General features: G+C 57.3%; 11 protein-coding genes and 1 tRNA gene. 1 reads left to right on the top strand and 11 read right to left on the bottom strand.

Features of this window, described 5'->3' with window-relative positions:
• Positions 1–16 precede the first annotated feature (16 nt).
• The 5 genes from HMPREF1992_RS05705 to motA form a co-directional block, all read right to left on the bottom strand.
• Positions 17–1,042, bottom strand: coding sequence for a branched-chain amino acid aminotransferase (locus tag HMPREF1992_RS05705; protein ID WP_021684904.1), 1,026 nt, complete (start codon positions 1,040–1,042; stop codon positions 17–19).
• A 57-nt stretch (positions 1,043–1,099) separates the two neighbouring features.
• Positions 1,100–2,644 (bottom strand): bifunctional ADP-dependent NAD(P)H-hydrate dehydratase/NAD(P)H-hydrate epimerase, encoded by a 1,545-nt coding sequence (locus HMPREF1992_RS05700; protein WP_021684903.1) that lies wholly within the window; start codon positions 2,642–2,644, stop codon positions 1,100–1,102.
• Positions 2,644–3,018: a holo-ACP synthase gene (gene acpS / locus HMPREF1992_RS05695; RefSeq protein ID WP_021684902.1), complete on the bottom strand. Its 375-nt coding sequence runs from the start codon at positions 3,016–3,018 to the stop codon at positions 2,644–2,646. The genes HMPREF1992_RS05700 and acpS overlap by 1 nt, the downstream gene beginning before the upstream one ends.
• 117 nt (positions 3,019–3,135) lie before the next feature.
• Positions 3,136–4,059 carry a flagellar motor protein MotB gene (locus tag HMPREF1992_RS05690; protein WP_021684901.1) on the bottom strand — a complete coding sequence of 308 codons (924 nt, stop codon included), beginning with the start codon at positions 4,057–4,059 and terminating at the stop codon, positions 3,136–3,138.
• A 1-nt stretch (position 4,060) separates the two neighbouring features.
• Positions 4,061–4,858, bottom strand: a complete 798-nt coding sequence (motA, locus tag HMPREF1992_RS05685; protein WP_021684900.1) for a flagellar motor stator protein MotA — start codon at positions 4,856–4,858, stop codon at positions 4,061–4,063.
• A 223-nt stretch (positions 4,859–5,081) separates the two neighbouring features.
• Between motA and HMPREF1992_RS05680 the strand changes: the two genes are divergently transcribed.
• On the top strand, positions 5,082–5,978 hold the full coding sequence (locus HMPREF1992_RS05680) for a LysR family transcriptional regulator (RefSeq protein WP_021684898.1): 897 nt from the start codon (positions 5,082–5,084) through the stop codon (positions 5,976–5,978).
• 60 nt (positions 5,979–6,038) lie between these two features.
• Here the strand turns inward: HMPREF1992_RS05680 and HMPREF1992_RS05675 are convergent, their stop codons facing one another.
• The 6 genes from HMPREF1992_RS05675 to HMPREF1992_RS05650 form a co-directional block, all read right to left on the bottom strand.
• The gene (locus HMPREF1992_RS05675) at positions 6,039–7,382 is read right to left on the bottom strand and encodes an anaerobic C4-dicarboxylate transporter (protein ID WP_037358752.1); all 1,344 of its coding nucleotides are present in this window, start codon (positions 7,380–7,382) and stop codon (positions 6,039–6,041) included.
• Between the two features lie 133 nt (positions 7,383–7,515).
• On the bottom strand, positions 7,516–8,316 hold the full coding sequence (locus HMPREF1992_RS05670; protein WP_021684896.1) for a class I SAM-dependent methyltransferase: 801 nt from the start codon (positions 8,314–8,316) through the stop codon (positions 7,516–7,518).
• Positions 8,316–10,214 (bottom strand): DNA mismatch repair endonuclease MutL, encoded by a 1,899-nt coding sequence (gene mutL, locus HMPREF1992_RS05665; RefSeq protein WP_021684895.1) that lies wholly within the window; start codon positions 10,212–10,214, stop codon positions 8,316–8,318. Before mutL ends, HMPREF1992_RS05670 begins: the two co-directional genes overlap by 1 nt.
• Positions 10,211–12,823: a DNA mismatch repair protein MutS gene (mutS, locus tag HMPREF1992_RS05660; RefSeq protein WP_021684894.1), complete on the bottom strand. Its 2,613-nt coding sequence runs from the start codon at positions 12,821–12,823 to the stop codon at positions 10,211–10,213. Before mutS ends, mutL begins: the two co-directional genes overlap by 4 nt.
• Positions 12,824–13,244: 421 nt before the next feature.
• A complete protein-coding gene (gene miaB / locus HMPREF1992_RS05655; RefSeq protein ID WP_037358749.1) occupies positions 13,245–14,558 on the bottom strand; it encodes a tRNA (N6-isopentenyl adenosine(37)-C2)-methylthiotransferase MiaB in 1,314 nt (437 codons plus the stop codon).
• Positions 14,559–14,633: 75 nt separating this feature from the next.
• Positions 14,634–14,707 (bottom strand) — tRNA-Cys (locus HMPREF1992_RS05650).
• Positions 14,708–14,745: the final 38 nt, after the last annotated feature.

The raw sequence follows: 14,745 nt of genomic DNA, 5'->3' as shown, positions 1-14,745 counted from the left end.
AGAGGACGAAATCAAATCAGCAGATCTTACGGATCCACCCCGCGGGTGCTTCGACTGTCCCGAGCTGAATGCCGCGCAGTGTATCATAGAGTTTTTGCAGAACAGGCCCCATATGATCCATGCCGCTGGGGAACGCAATCACCTTGTCCCCATGTGTCACGGAGCCAACAGGCGAGATCACCGCCGCCGTCCCACAGAGCCCGCACTCAGCAAAGTCATTGAGTTCCGCAAATGCAACAGGACGCTCCTCCGCCTTCATGCCAAGAATATGTTCTGCGATATAAACGAGTGAACGACGCGTGATCGACGGAAGGATGGAGTCCGACTTCGGTGTCACAACCGTACCATCCTTCGTCACAAACAGGAAGTTCGCTCCTCCTGTCTCCTCAATATGGGTGCGCGTCGCTGCATCGAGGAACATATTCTCATCGTAACCCGCTGCATGGGCAACTATATATGCATGCAGACTCATCGCATAGTTCAGCCCAGCCTTGATGTGACCCGTGCCGTGCGGTGCTGCACGGTCGAATGCGCTCACACAGAGGCGCACAGGCTTTGCTCCGCCCTTGAAGTACGGGCCGACCGGCGTTGCAAAGAGACGGAACTGATACGCATCCGCGGGCTTTACCCCGATGACTTCACCCGTCGCAAAGATCAGCGGGCGCAGGTAGAGCGAGGCATCTGAACCATACGGCGGCACATAGTCACGGTTTGCCGCAACCACCGCATCCACCGCTTCGAGAAAACGGTCTTGGGGGAAGGACGGCATCTCAAGATACGCCGCCGAATGATACATACGCTCTGCGTTCAGATCGGGACGAAACGTCACAATATCCCCATTCGCCGTCTCATATGCCTTCAGCCCCTCAAAGACCTCCTGACAGTAGTGCAGAATACCGGCACATTCACTCATGGTCACAGTCGCATCGGAAGAAAGTCCGCCCGCTCCCCATTTCCCATCTTCATAGTTCACTACGTAGCGCTCTGGCAGCGCGCGATATGCAAACCCCAGATTTCCCCAGTCAATATCTGCTTTTGCCATAATATGTGCCTCTTTCCAAAAAATGTAGTCCTATCATAGTGCCGCAAAAGAATCTTGTCAACTGAGTTCTCTGAGCGACTGCGGCAATAGTTCGAGAATATCGCCCGCCACAAGCCCGTTGCCGCAGTGCTCATAGGCAATATCTCCCGCGCGTCCGTGCACGTATACTCCGACAATCGGTGTCATGCCGCTCTCCATCTGGTGCATGAGTCCAACGATAGCACCCGCGAGCACATCCCCCGCCCCAGCTGTCGCCATCCCCGCATTTCCGCAGGTCGTAAAGAACGCATCCCCATCTGGATAGACCACAATCGTACACGCGCTCTTGATAACGTATACAGCCTGATGATCCCGTGCGGCTTCTCGAGCCATATGCAGAAGATCCGCATGTACCGTCTCCGTATCCGTACTGAGAAGCCCCGCAAACTCTCCAAGATGCGGTGTGAGGATCGGCACCTGAGGCAGCTCACGAAGCGCATCAAGATGTCCGCGGAATGCATAGATTGCATCTGCATCCATCACAAGAGGCGCCTTCACATCCGCAGCGAAAAGACGGACGAACTCACTCGTCTCCGCCGCACGGCCAATCCCCGGGCCAATCAGCACCGCATCTGCATGCGCCGCAAGCGAAAGAGCCTCCTCGAGTGCCTTAATGCCTCCAAAGTGCCCCGTTCGCTCGTCTGAAATCGGCACCACAATCACTTCCGTCAACTTTGCTGCGAGAATGGGATAGAGGCGCTCCGGCACAGCAAGCGTTACAAGCCCAGCGCCAATCCGGAGCGCCGACTCCGCAGCAAGCGCCGCAGCTCCCGTCATGCCGAGGGAGCCCGCAAATATAAGAATGCGCCCGCAGCTGCCCTTGTGTACATCGCGCGGACGCACAGGAAGGATCTTTGCAGCGGTCTCCCGTGTAATGAGGGACTGACGCAGCGCATCTCCCTCAAGAAGCGCATGCGGAATCCCAATGTCATCAACAAGTAGCTCCCCCGTGGCATTTGCCCCCTGTCCGAGGAAGTGACCGATCTTTGGCAGTCCAAGGGCGAGGGTTCGATTTGCACATACAGCACGGGAGGTGATTCGTCCCGTATCTGCCTCCACGCCGCTCGGGATATCAATCGCCATGACGGGTTTGCCCGCCGCATTGATCTCCCCCACGAGACGCGAGACCGTCTCTCTCAGCTCCCCATGTACCCCCGTTCCAAGAATCCCATCCACAACAGCATCTGAGAAACGAAGCGAGACACGCAGACGATCCCAATCGCGATCGCTCACAAGGGGACGAATCTCCACGCCCATCGCCTGCAGTGCATCATGCATTGCACGCGCTGCATCCCCGAGATGATCCCGCTCCCCCGCAAAGAACATCTTGACGCGCGCCCCCATATTCATGAGATGACGTGCCGAGGCAAAGGCATCTCCACCGTTATTGCCGCCTCCAGCAAAGACCGCAAACACCTTGCCAGACGGCGTACCAATCATGGCAGCAGCCTCCTCTGCGGTGCGACGGCCAGCGTTCTCCATTAGGGCAAGAGCAGGCAGCCCATAGTCCTGGACAACGCTCGCATCAATCCGCCGCATATCCTCTGCAAACGATATCTTCATTACTGACCCTCCAAAATACAGTAAGCTGTCGCATAGTCACGCTCATGGCTGAGTGTGACCCACACATGTGTCACCCCCATTGCCTTTGCACGTGCAGCAAAGCAGCCATCCAAATGAACAACAGGGGCACCAAGAGCATCCGGCAGCACCTCGATATCCAGCAGCGTACCATCACGCAGCCCCGTTCCGAACGCCTTGAGTACCGCTTCCTTTGCTGCAAAGCGTGCCGCAAGGCTCGCCGCCATTCCTTTTCCGCGGCTTTCAGCGTAGGCTCGCTCCCTTGCGGTATAGACGCGCTGAAGAAAACGCGGATTTTGGATCGCACGCGCCACACGCGGAATATGGATGATATCACTGCCAATCCCAAGAATCATCGTCGCACACACTTTCTGCCATACCGTTCATGAGCACTCACGCCGCAGACTACACGCTATAATAAAGGGGCCATTGCCGATGCAATAGCCCCTTTCAGATCCATTGTTGCCCTATAGTTACCGCTGGAGCGGTGTCGGAACGATGCCCGGGTTTGTCTGAGCAGGTCTTGTCGATGCACCCATCTCCGATGTACTCGTGGGGGAAGTCTCACCATTCGATGTAGGCATAGCCGACGACGGCGCATTCGCACTTGTAGTCACCTGACCATCAGAGTGAACACTTGAATCCTCTTGCATGAATCGCATGCTGCGAGCGATAAAGACCTCGACGCGGCGGTTCTGCGCACGTCCCTCCTCCGTATCATTCGATGCAATCGGACGATACTCGCTGTATCCGAGCGCACTGAAACGTGCCGGATTCAATGAGGGCTGAGCCCCCATCACTCCGCGCATAAGGCTCACAGCACGCGCCGAACTGAGCTCCCAGTTCGACGGAAACTGCGCGGTCGCGATCGGTACATTATCCGTATGTCCGGAGATCGTGACCCGCTCGGGCAGCGATGAGAGGAGCGCCGCGATCACGGGCACAATTTCCTCTGCCTGTCCCTGTAACTGCGCAGAGCCGGAGGAAAACAGTGCCTTTTCCTTCAGCCGGATCATCAAGCCTTCCTCAGAGAGCTCCGTGCTCACTTGGTCTTGAAGATCATGCTCCTTTATATACTGCTCCAGCTTTTCCTGTGCCTCATTTAGATCAGCGTTTTCCTTCATATAGGCGGCATTTGCATTATCCTCGCCCTTCATCATCGTCGCTGATTCGAGCGAGGTCGAAGGCCCCATGCCGCTAAAGAATGACGGTCCCCCCATATTGAACGCCGCGGTAAATGCCTGCGCCAGCTGCTGCATCTTCGAGGTGTCCGTCTGCGACATCGCAAAGAGAGCAATAAAGAGTGCAAGCAACAGCGTCATCAGGTCGGAGTAGGGCAGGAGCCATGCCTCGCCTGCTTCTTCTTCATGCGGCTTCGCATGTTTCTTTCTTGCCATATCAGCCCTCTCCCTTCAGTGCCTCGCGCTCCGACTGCGGGATAAAGACCATGAGTTTTGCCTCAATTGCCGTAGGAGAATCACCCGCCTGCAGAGACAAAATACCCTCGATTATCATGCGCTTCTGGCTGACTTCCTGCTCGGACATGATCTTGAGCTTGTTCGCAAACGGCATCCAGAGAACGTAGCCGGTGAAGATACCCAGAATCGTCGCAACGAATGCAGCTGCGATGGAATGACCGAGCTTGTCAATATCGTTCAGGTTGCCAAGCGCCGCGATCAGACCGACAACGGCGCCCAGAACGCCCAGCGTCGGCGCATAGGTGCCCGCCTGTGTGAACATCGAACGCCCTTCGGCGTGACGCTCCTGCATGATCGCAAGCTCTGCATCCAAGACATCCCCTACGAAGTCTGGATCCATACCATCGATGACCATACCGAGACCCGTGCGGAAGAACGGGTCCTGAATCTCCTGTGCCTTGCTCTCAAGCGCGAGAATACCCTCGCGACGCGCAATCTGGGACAGCTCAATGAACTGCTGGACGAGCTGTCCCTTCTCCTGTAGTTTCGGAACCTGGCAGGTCTTCTTGATCAAGTTGACAAAATTCCCCAGCTGCTCCATGCGAAAACCAATGAACAAGCACGAGAACGTACCGCCAATGATGATGAGGAACGCCGCCGGGTTATTGAGCGCCGTCAGCGGTGCCCCCTTCAAGATCATACCAACAAAGATCGAGATGACCCCCATGATAAGCCCGATGACCGTTGATTTTTCCAAAGCAAAAGCCCCCCATTCCATTTCTCTCGATCAGCGGACGCACACATATCTGCTCCGTCAGATATACGTCCGCATCTTCCTATATTATTCCATAGTTCCCCGAAAAATCCTACCTCTTTTTGAAAAAAACTCTCTAAAATCCATGAAAAATTTTTCAATAAATTAATATTATCCTATCATACATTCACCGAAAATATGATATAATGGAAAGCGTATAAAAAAAAATTATTAGGAGGATGGTTTTATGGAACTACGGCAGTTGGAATATTTCCAGATGGCGAGTCGGCTCAAAAACATCACCCGCGCCGCCGAACGCCTCCGTGTCTCCCAACCAAATATTACCGTAGCGATCAAAAAGCTTGAGGCGGAGCTCGGCATCCAGCTCTTCGATCGAAGCCAAAAACAGCTATCGCTGACCCCTGAGGGGGCAGTTTTTCTTGGACGTGTCGAGGTTGCACTGCGCAACATACAGGATGCAGTCCTCGAGGTCAACGACTACAAACAGCTGCAGAAGGGCACCATCAAGATCGGCATTCCACCGATGATGGGAGCATATCTCTTCCCGAAGATCTTTTCGAGCTTTCAGCGCCGCTATTCCCATCTCGATGTCTATCTCCACGAGGAGGGATCCGTTGCCATTCGTGAGCAGCTGGAACGCGATGAGCTTGATTTTGGCATTATCATCATCCCAGACGCCTCCCCCAATCTGCAGCTGCTGCCAATGGCGCGGAGCCAGATTGTCTGCTGCGTGCCGGAAGGCAGTGAACTCGCACAGCGCAAGGCAATCACGCTGCAGGACATTGAGGCTCAGAACATCATCATGCTGAAGGAGGGCTCCTTCCTCCGTCAGACCATGCTTCAGAAGATGAAGGAGGCAGGGATTACGCCGAACATCGTTCTCGAGTCAAACCAGGTGGTCACGATCATGGGGCTTGTCGCAAACGGTGTTGGGAACGCTTTCCTGCTCGACATGATCACGCACGATGTTCCAGGGATTCGCGCCATCCCCCTTGCCACACCGGTCTACGTCGATGTCGGTCTTGCCTGGAAACGCGACCGATACATCTCGCGCGCGGCGCAATCCTTCATTGAGTTCAGCAAAAATATCCTCAGCCAGCAGCCGGATCATACAATCCTCTGACGGCCGCAAAAATGGGTCCTGCAGAATGTGCAGGACCCATTTTTATGAAATTCTTCTTTTTTAGAACATCAGATGTGCGATGACGTAGCCGACACAGCAGCCCGAGATGACACCGATCAGGCCTGGGATCATGAATGAGTGATTCAGGATATACTTGCCGATGCGCGTCGTGCCCGAGCGGTCGAACCCAATGCACGCGAGATCGGACGGATACGTCGGCAGGAAGAAGTAGCCGTAACACGCGGAGATGAACGAGAGGACGAGGATTGGATCCATGCCCACGTTCAGCGCCATCGGCACGACAATCGCAATCGCCGCGCCCTGTGAGTTCACAAGCTTCGATGTAAAGAACGCGAGCACCGCATACGCCCACGGATAGTTCTGCACAGCAGATCCGAGGAACTCCTTGAGGAAGCCCATGTGATTCATGAAATACGTGTCCGCCATCCACGCTACGCCGTACACGGAGACGAGCGCGACTACGCCCGAGCGGAATACCTGTGAGTTGCCGACATCCTTCGCCTTGACCTTGCAGGTGAGGAGAATCGTCGCGCCGACGAGCAGCATCACCATCTGGATCACAATGACCATTGAGATTGCCTTCGGCGCAGCATCCGGTTTCGGCGGGAACTTCGGCAGCAGTTCGGGGAAGTTGCCGAGTACCGCGATAGCAATGATGCCGAGGAAGAAAATATACATCGCACGATAGTATTCTTTCGGCAGTTCCTTGTTGAGGAGGCTCTCAGAGTCGCCATAGACATACTGTTTGTTCTCAGGATCACGGATGAACTCCTGGAAACGCTCATCCTGCTCGAGGTCCTTGCCGCGGCGGTAGCTCCAAAGAGCCGCGAAGAACACGCCCAGCCCTGTTGCAGGGATGGAGACAGAGAGCACCTGGAACACGGAGAACTCATGCCCCGAGACCGAGAGGAACGCGACCATCGAAACGACTGCGACCGAGACCGGCGAGGCGCAGATGCCCATCTGCGAAGCAACGGATGAGACTGCCATTGGACGCTCAGGGCGAATGCCCTGTTTGATCGCAATATCGTAGATGATCGGGAACATCGTATAGACAACGTGTCCTGTCCCGCAGAGCACGGTGAGGAACCACGTCGTGAGCGGTGCGAGGATCGTGACATGCTTTGGATTATTGCGGAGGAATTTCTCCGCATACTTGAGCATGACTGTGAGTCCGCCCGAGGTCTGCAGGAAGCCCGCACAGGTGACCACCGCAAGGATGATGAGCATAACGTCAATCGGCGGTTTCCCCGGCTGATAACCGAAGACGAACGTGTAGATCACAAGGCCGATCCCACTGATCACAGCGAGTCCCAGTCCGCCATGCCGCACCCCGACGATCAGACAGGCGAGGAGGACAATAAAGCCCAAAAGCATTTCCATAGTATAACTCCCCCATTCTATTACAGAGCCCCCACTCTGCATACAGAAAACAATACGGACATGATTATACAGCATGATGTAATTATCAGTAAAGCTATTTATATATAAATAAAAGTTATCACACTTACTGCTGTCAACAATCCATGACAGCGTAGGCAATACGACTGTACTTCCCTCCCATAAACCGTGTAAATCCAAGGCGCTCAAACTCTGCGCTCTCGCGGCGTTCCTTCATGACGACACGGCGGCGTGCAACACGCCGTGCCTCAACGATGGTCTCCTCCGTGAGCGCACGCATATCCGCGATGCTGCGCAGGGCGTTCATCCCTGCGCTCTCGTGCAGGGGACGGCGAAACATCGGATCAAAGTAGACGACATCATAGCTGTCGTCTGCCGCTGCCTGCAGAAAAGCGAGCGCGTCCGTATTGTGTACGATAACACGGCGCATTGCCGCGTGCATCTCGTAGTTGTCGCCCGTGGCGTGCGCGAGTCCATCCGCGATGACCGCTGCGATGAGGGGATTCGACTCGAGCGCCGTGACGGTTCCCGCTTCGCCCACGGCAAAGCTCTCGACAATCGCGTCTGCACCCGTACCGAGTGTGCAGTCGAGAACGTGCATGCCCGCAGTGAGTCCAAGCGCGGTGACAAGGTGGTCGCCATGCCCGAGCAGAAGATTCTTGATGCGCAGATGTGCCATGCCCGGATGAAAGAAAAGCTCCCCCTCCGCCGTAACGAGGGTGAGCAGTCCGCGCCGTGCGACAAGCACAGCATCGGCATTGTATGCCGCGCGCAGTTCCTCAAGGGAATCGTTCCCGCGCGGGACGTTCGGGATACCGAGCGCCTTTGCCGTATGCGCCGCAAGGGCGCGATTCACCTCCGTATACCGCTGTCCGCGCCGCACGGTCGTCACAATCGCACGGATACTGCCCGCCATCAGAGATTGAACCCCGTACGCTTGAACATCTTCGCGAGGTCATGCGTATCGAATCGGAGAATCGTTGGGCGTCCGTGCGGGCAGGTAAACGGGAACGGCGTCGCACGGAGTTCGTCGAGCAGAATCTCCATCTGCCGTACGCTGAGCTCCTCGCCCGCCTTGATCGCAGCGCGGCACGCCATCGTGGCAATTCCTGCCTGACGCAGGTTCACAGGAGTTGCGGCATGCAGATCACCGAGGGACATGAGGATCTCACGGATCGTATCCTCCGCCTCATCGAGCGGAATATCCGCAGGTGCTTCCGTCAGACGATACTCGCGCTCCCCTGCAGGCTCGAGATGGAAGCCGAGGCGGTCGAACAGCTCCGCATTCTCATCGATGTACTGCGCCTCACGCGCATCAAAACTGAGAATGGCGTGAACAAGCATCTGCTGGGACGGAATGCCGTCCGCCTGTGCGGAGAAGCGGTCGAACAGGATGCGCTCGTGTGCCGCATGCTGATCGACGATGTAGAGACTCTGCGCACTCTGGGCAATGATGTAGGTGAGATCGACCTGACCGATGGGAAGGAGGCGTGCCTCCATCTCCGCTCCCTGCTCTGCATGCGGAGGCGGCGCTGCTGCGGTCTTCGCAGAAAACATTGCACGCTCTCCGGTGCGTGCGGCAGTGACAGAATCCTGTGCCGCGCGCAGGTCAACGCTCTGTCCGCGCCACTGCACTGCCTCGTGCACGGTCTGCGGGCGCACGGGCGGCATCGCGTAGCTGTTTGCACGCGCAGTGACAGGTGCGGCGGTGTGCGATGCGTATGGAGCACCACTTGCAGGTGCGCCGACGTTCAGCGGTACGGCTTCGTAGTGGAATTTCGGCTTTTCGACCGATGCCGCGATCGCCGTCCCATCCCCCGCCGCGCCGCGAATCGCGTCGAGCACAGACTTGTAGACCGCCTTGAAGATGCGCCCCTCGTCCTCGAATTTCATCTCTGTTTTCTGCGGGTGCACGTTCACATCGATGGTCCTCTGCGGCACCTCAATGCGCAGGACAGCAAGCGGAAAGCCCATCTTCGGCACGAGTGCACGGTAGACATTGTCAATCGCTTTTGCAATCGCACGGTTCTGTATGGTGCGCCCGTTGACGATGTACGTCTGCCACGCGCGGCTGCTGCGTATCACGGACGGTTTTGAGATGTAGCCCGTGATGCGGATCTCCGCCTCCTCATCGTGGAAGTCAAGGGGAATCAGCGCCCCCGCCGTATCGCCGCCGTAGATGCTCTCGATGGCGCGGCGCAGGCTGTCATCGCCCGCCGTCATGATGGTGAGACGGTTGTTGTTGATGAAGCGGAATGCGATATCGGGACGCGAAAGCGCGAGCCGAATCACATAGTCGCTGATCTTGCCCGCTTCGGTCGTATTCGTCTTGAGAAATTTCTTGCGTGCGGGCGTGTTGAAAAAAAGTTCCTCGACGCGCACACTCGTCCCGATCTCGCAGCCCGCGTCCTCGATCTCGGGCGTTTTGCCGCCGAGGATATCGACGCGCGTGCCGAGGTCATCCGATGCCCGCCGCGTCAGAAGGGAGAACCGCGAGACAGACGCAATCGTCGGCAGTGCCTCGCCGCGAAAGCCAAGCGTTGCGACGGTCTGGAGATCCGAGACGGAGCTGATCTTGCTGGTCGCATGGCGCAGGATCGCGGTCTGGGCATCCTCACGCGTCATGCCGCGCCCGTTGTCCGTCACGCGGATGAAGCTGACACCACCGCCCATGATTTCGATCTCAATCGCCGTCGCGCCCGCATCCATTGCGTTTTCGACCAGCTCCTTCACGACGGAGGCGGGGCGCTCCACGACCTCGCCTGCCGCAATTTTATTTATAGTGGTATCGTCCAGTACGTGAATCTGCGTCATGCTTCCCCTGCCTCCTTCCGTGCCTGCTCCTGCAGGCGATAGAGTGTATTCATCGCCTCAAGCGGCGTCATGGTCATGATGTCCAATGTCCGAAGTTCCTCGAGTGTGCCGTCCGCAAAGAGGGACGCCATGCCGTCGGTCGCCGCTGCCGTCCGCACAGACGAGGCGGCGTCCTCCTGTGACGGGAGCGCGGAACCGTCCGGTGCGGCCGCTGCTGTTTGCTCGAGCGTGTGCAGGATCTCCTCCGCACGCTCCGTCACTTTCGGCGGGAGTCCCGCGAGACGCGCGACGTGGATACCGTAAGACTTGTCGGCCGCTCCCGCGACGATGCGCCGCAGGAATGCGACGTTCTTCCCCTTCTCTCGCACGGCAATACAGTAGTTGCGGATGCGCTCGTTCTCCATGTCCGTCAGTTCGTGGTAATGCGTCGCAAAGAGTGTCTTGGCATGAATGCGTTTGTCGATATGCTCCACAACCGCGCGCGCAATGCTCATGCCGTCAAACGTACTCGTGCCGCGCCCGATCTCATCGAGAATGACGAGACTGTCACGCGTCGCCTCACGCAGGATCTGCGCGACCTCATTCATCTCCACCATGAATGTGCTCTGTCCGCTCACGAGGTCGTCGCTCGCGCCGATACGCGTGAAGATGCGGTCAACGGGTGCGATCTCAGCTGTGCGTGCGGGGACAAAGCTGCCAACCTGCGCCATGAGCGTGAGGAGTGCAACCTGACGCATATAGGTGGACTTGCCCGCCATATTCGGCCCCGTGATCAGCATCGTCTCCGTGCCGCCATGACTCAGGTCGGTATCGTTCGGGACGAACACCTCGCGCTGCAGCAGCCGCTCCACGAGGGGGTGACGGCCGTCCCGTATGAGGATTGCGCCGCCCGCCGTCACCTTCGGACGCACGTAGCGATAGCTTGCCGCAGCCTCGGCGAGGCTCTGCAGGACATCGACACGCGCGATTGCACGCGCGACATTCTGGATGGGGACAAGCTGCGCCTTGACCTGTTCGCGCAGCTGCGTGAAAATGTGATACTCGAGCGCAGTGATCTTCTCCTGCGCTCCGAGAATCTTCGCCTCGAAGTCCTTCAGCTCCTCCGTGATGAAGCGCTCCGTATTCGCGAGCGTCTGCTTGCGGATATAATTGTCAGGAACCTGATCCCGTCCGCTATGGCGCACCTCGATGTAGTAGCCGAACACCTTGTTATAGCCGATCTTGAGCGTCTTGATGCCCGTGCGTGTGCGCTCGCGTTCCTCCATCTCCTGCAGGAGTGTCTTGCTGTCATGGGAAAAGGCGTGCAGTTCATCGAGTGCTGCATCGTAGCCCGCGCGGATGATACCGCCCTCACGCACGGACAGCCCCGGCTCGTCCACAATCGCACGTTCGAGCGTGTCGCGGAGTTCGTCAAACGTCTGAATGGATGCATACGCACGCATCAGAAGGCTGCTCTTTGCCGTGCTGAGACTGTCGCGCACGGCAGGAAGTGCAGCAAGTGAGACGCGCAGAGCGACGAGGTCGCGCGCGTTCGCTGTCTGTGTCTCAATGCGCGTCAAAAGGCGCTCGAAGTCATAGACCGAGCGCAGATGTTCGCGCAGTGTTCCGCGCAGAGATCCCTGCTCCACAAGCTCCGCCACGGCGTCGAGACGCGCATCGATGCGGTGCGGCACAAGAAGAGGATGCTCGAGCCACGATTTCAACAGACGTGTGCCCATCGGCGTGCGTGTAAAGTCGAGCACATCGAAGAGCGTATTCCTCTTGCCGCCGTCGCGCAGGCTGCGCGTAATCTCGAGGTTGCGGAGCGTGTAGGTGTCGAGCTGCATCGTATCTGCCGCATCGAGAAAGGAGAGGCGGTTCAGTTGCGAGAGGTCGGCCATCACCGTATCATGCAGGTAGCGCATGAGTGTCGCAACGGCCATCCGTGCGCCTACATCCGTCGGAATCTCTGCCGCAGAAAAATGCTGCGCAAGCAGATCATCATCTGCCTGTGCCGAGACCGTCCCGATGGCGCACTGCGGCAGGCGCTGCGCGGTGAATTCACGCACGCCGTCCGCCAGCGAAAAGCGCTCCGTCATAAGGAGTTCTGCCGTCATGCGGCGATAGAGTTCGTCGAGAATCTGCTGCGCCGCCGTCTCGCCTTCATAGCACGCGTAGAAGGTCTCGCCCGTCGAGATATCCGCCCCCGCAAGGACAAACTTCCCATCGTCGCTCTCATGCAGGAGTGCTATGTAGATGTTCGCCGCGTCGCGCAGCACCTCATCCGAGAGTGTCGTGCCGGGCGTGACGACCTTGACCACCTCGCGATGCGTCAACCCCTTTGCTTTCGGATCGCCGATCTGCTCGGCGATTGCAACCTTGAACCCCTTTGCGACAAGACGTGCGATATAGCTGTCCGCCGCATGATAGGGTACGCCGCACATGGGACTTTTGTCTAAATCTCCGCTGCGGCTCGTGAGCGTCAGTCCGAGCTCCTTTGCCGCCACCTTTGCATCGTCAAAGAACATCTCATAGAAGTCGCCGAGACGAAAGAAGAGCAGTTCGTTCGGATGCGCCTGCTTCGCGGAAAGGTATTGCTGCATCATCGGCGTGACATTCTGCGCGTCCATAACGAACCTCCTAAATCATGTGATAAAAACAAAAGATAGCAGTGCATTGTTCAAAGCGCCCCCACTGTCACGCTGACGCGTGCCACCTCCCCCGCTCTGGCAGGGGAGGCTTTCTGAGTGTGCGGTGTGTACATGATGTGAAGCCCTGAGCGAACCCTAGTGAAGCAAGTGAGAAAATACTGACCTGTCCAAGAAGCAAGCCCATAGGGCGTAGCTGATTGGGAAACAGGTCGTATGGGAAAACGTCCCAAGAACACGAGCGTTAGCGATGTGTGATTGGTTGACGTTGACCGCTCTCGCGTTTCGCCCCCTGCGAATTTTATTCGTTCAAGCGAAGCGCGTTTGGAATTCGCAGGTATTTAGGCGAATAAGCGTGCGATCACTTGCGTAACGAGGTGTTCGCGTAGGGCTCACATCGTAATCAATGAACGATCTCGCCCTTCAGCACCCATGTCTGGGGCTGCATGATGCGCACCTGGATGAAATCCCCCTCCTGCTCTGTCCCATGCGGGAAAAGGACGATCTTGTTCGTGCGTGTACGTCCGCTCCAAACAGTCGGGTCGTTCTTGCTCGCGCCCTCGACCATAACTTCGACTTCCGTGCCCGTCAGCGCCTCGTTGATCTCGCGGCTGATCGTATTCTGCTCCTCCATGAGTGCATTGAGCCGCGCATGCTTGATCTCGTCCGCCACCTGATCCGCCATAGTTGCGGCAGGCGTACCCGACCTCTTCGAGTAGATGAAGGTATATGCCGAGTCGTAGCGCATCTCACGCAGAAAGGCGAGCATCTCCGCAAAGTCCTCGTCCGTTTCCCCCGGAAACCCGACGATGAGATCGGTCGTCAGACTCGCGTTCGGCAGTGCTTCACGCACGCGCTGTGCACGCTCGCGGTACTTCTCCACCGTGTAGACGCGGTTCATCGCCTTGAGAATGCGGTTACTTCCGTACTGCACAGGCAGATGGATGTGTTCGCAGATGTGTTCACCATTTTTGATCGTATCGATGAGCTTGTCGCTGATGTCCTTCGGATGCGAGGTCATAAAGCGCACGCGGCGGATCCCCTCGACCTCGTCCACCATACGCAGGAGGTCGGCAAAATCTGCCACCTTGTGATCCCTGCCGTAGGAGTTCACATTTTGCCCGAGTAGGGTCACCTCGGTGTACCCCTCCGCAACGGCACGGCGCACCTCCGCCACGACCTCCTCGGGCGCGCGGCTGCGCTCGCGTCCGCGCACATAGGGTACAATACAGTAGGTGCAGTAGTTGTTGCAGCCGTACATGATGGGCACCCATGCCGAGAATTTCCCACCGCGTGCAACGGGCAGATGCTCCGCGATCGACTTGTCTGCAAGCGTCACATCCACCACAGGCGCACGCTCTGCCTCGATCTCCGCAACGATGCGTGCGAGCTCCTGCACCTTGCCCGTGCCGAGGACGAAGTCGATGTGCGGCGCACGGCGCATGAGGTTGTCGCCCTCCTTCTGCGCCATACATCCCGCGATACCGAAGATAAGTCTGGGATTCTGCTCCTTGATCTTTTTGATTTCGCCGATCTTCCCGTAGGCCTTATCCTCTGCCGTCTCACGCACGCAGCACGTATTGATGAGAATGATGTCGGCATCTGCCGTCTCCTCCGTCCGCGCATAGCCCGCCGCCTGCAGCTGTCCCTCCATGCGCTCAGCATCGGCAATGTTCATCTGGCATCCGTAGACAAGTATCTTGTAACGTCCCCGCATTCGTTCCCTTTCATTTACCATATACATAGATAGTAAAAAAGTCTGGAAGAAATCCTTCCAGACTGCATTTCATATTGGAGGCGACACCCAGAATCGAACTGGGGATAAAGGTTTTGCAGACCTCGGCCTTACCACTTGGCTATGTCGCCGAAAGATGGAGCGGAAAACGAGGCTCGAACTCGCGACC

It is taken from the genome of Selenomonas sp. oral taxon 892 str. F0426 (assembly GCF_000468035.1).
Lineage (GTDB): Bacteria > Bacillota > Negativicutes > Selenomonadales > Selenomonadaceae > Centipeda.
This window is presented reverse-complemented; position numbering and strand designations above follow the sequence as displayed.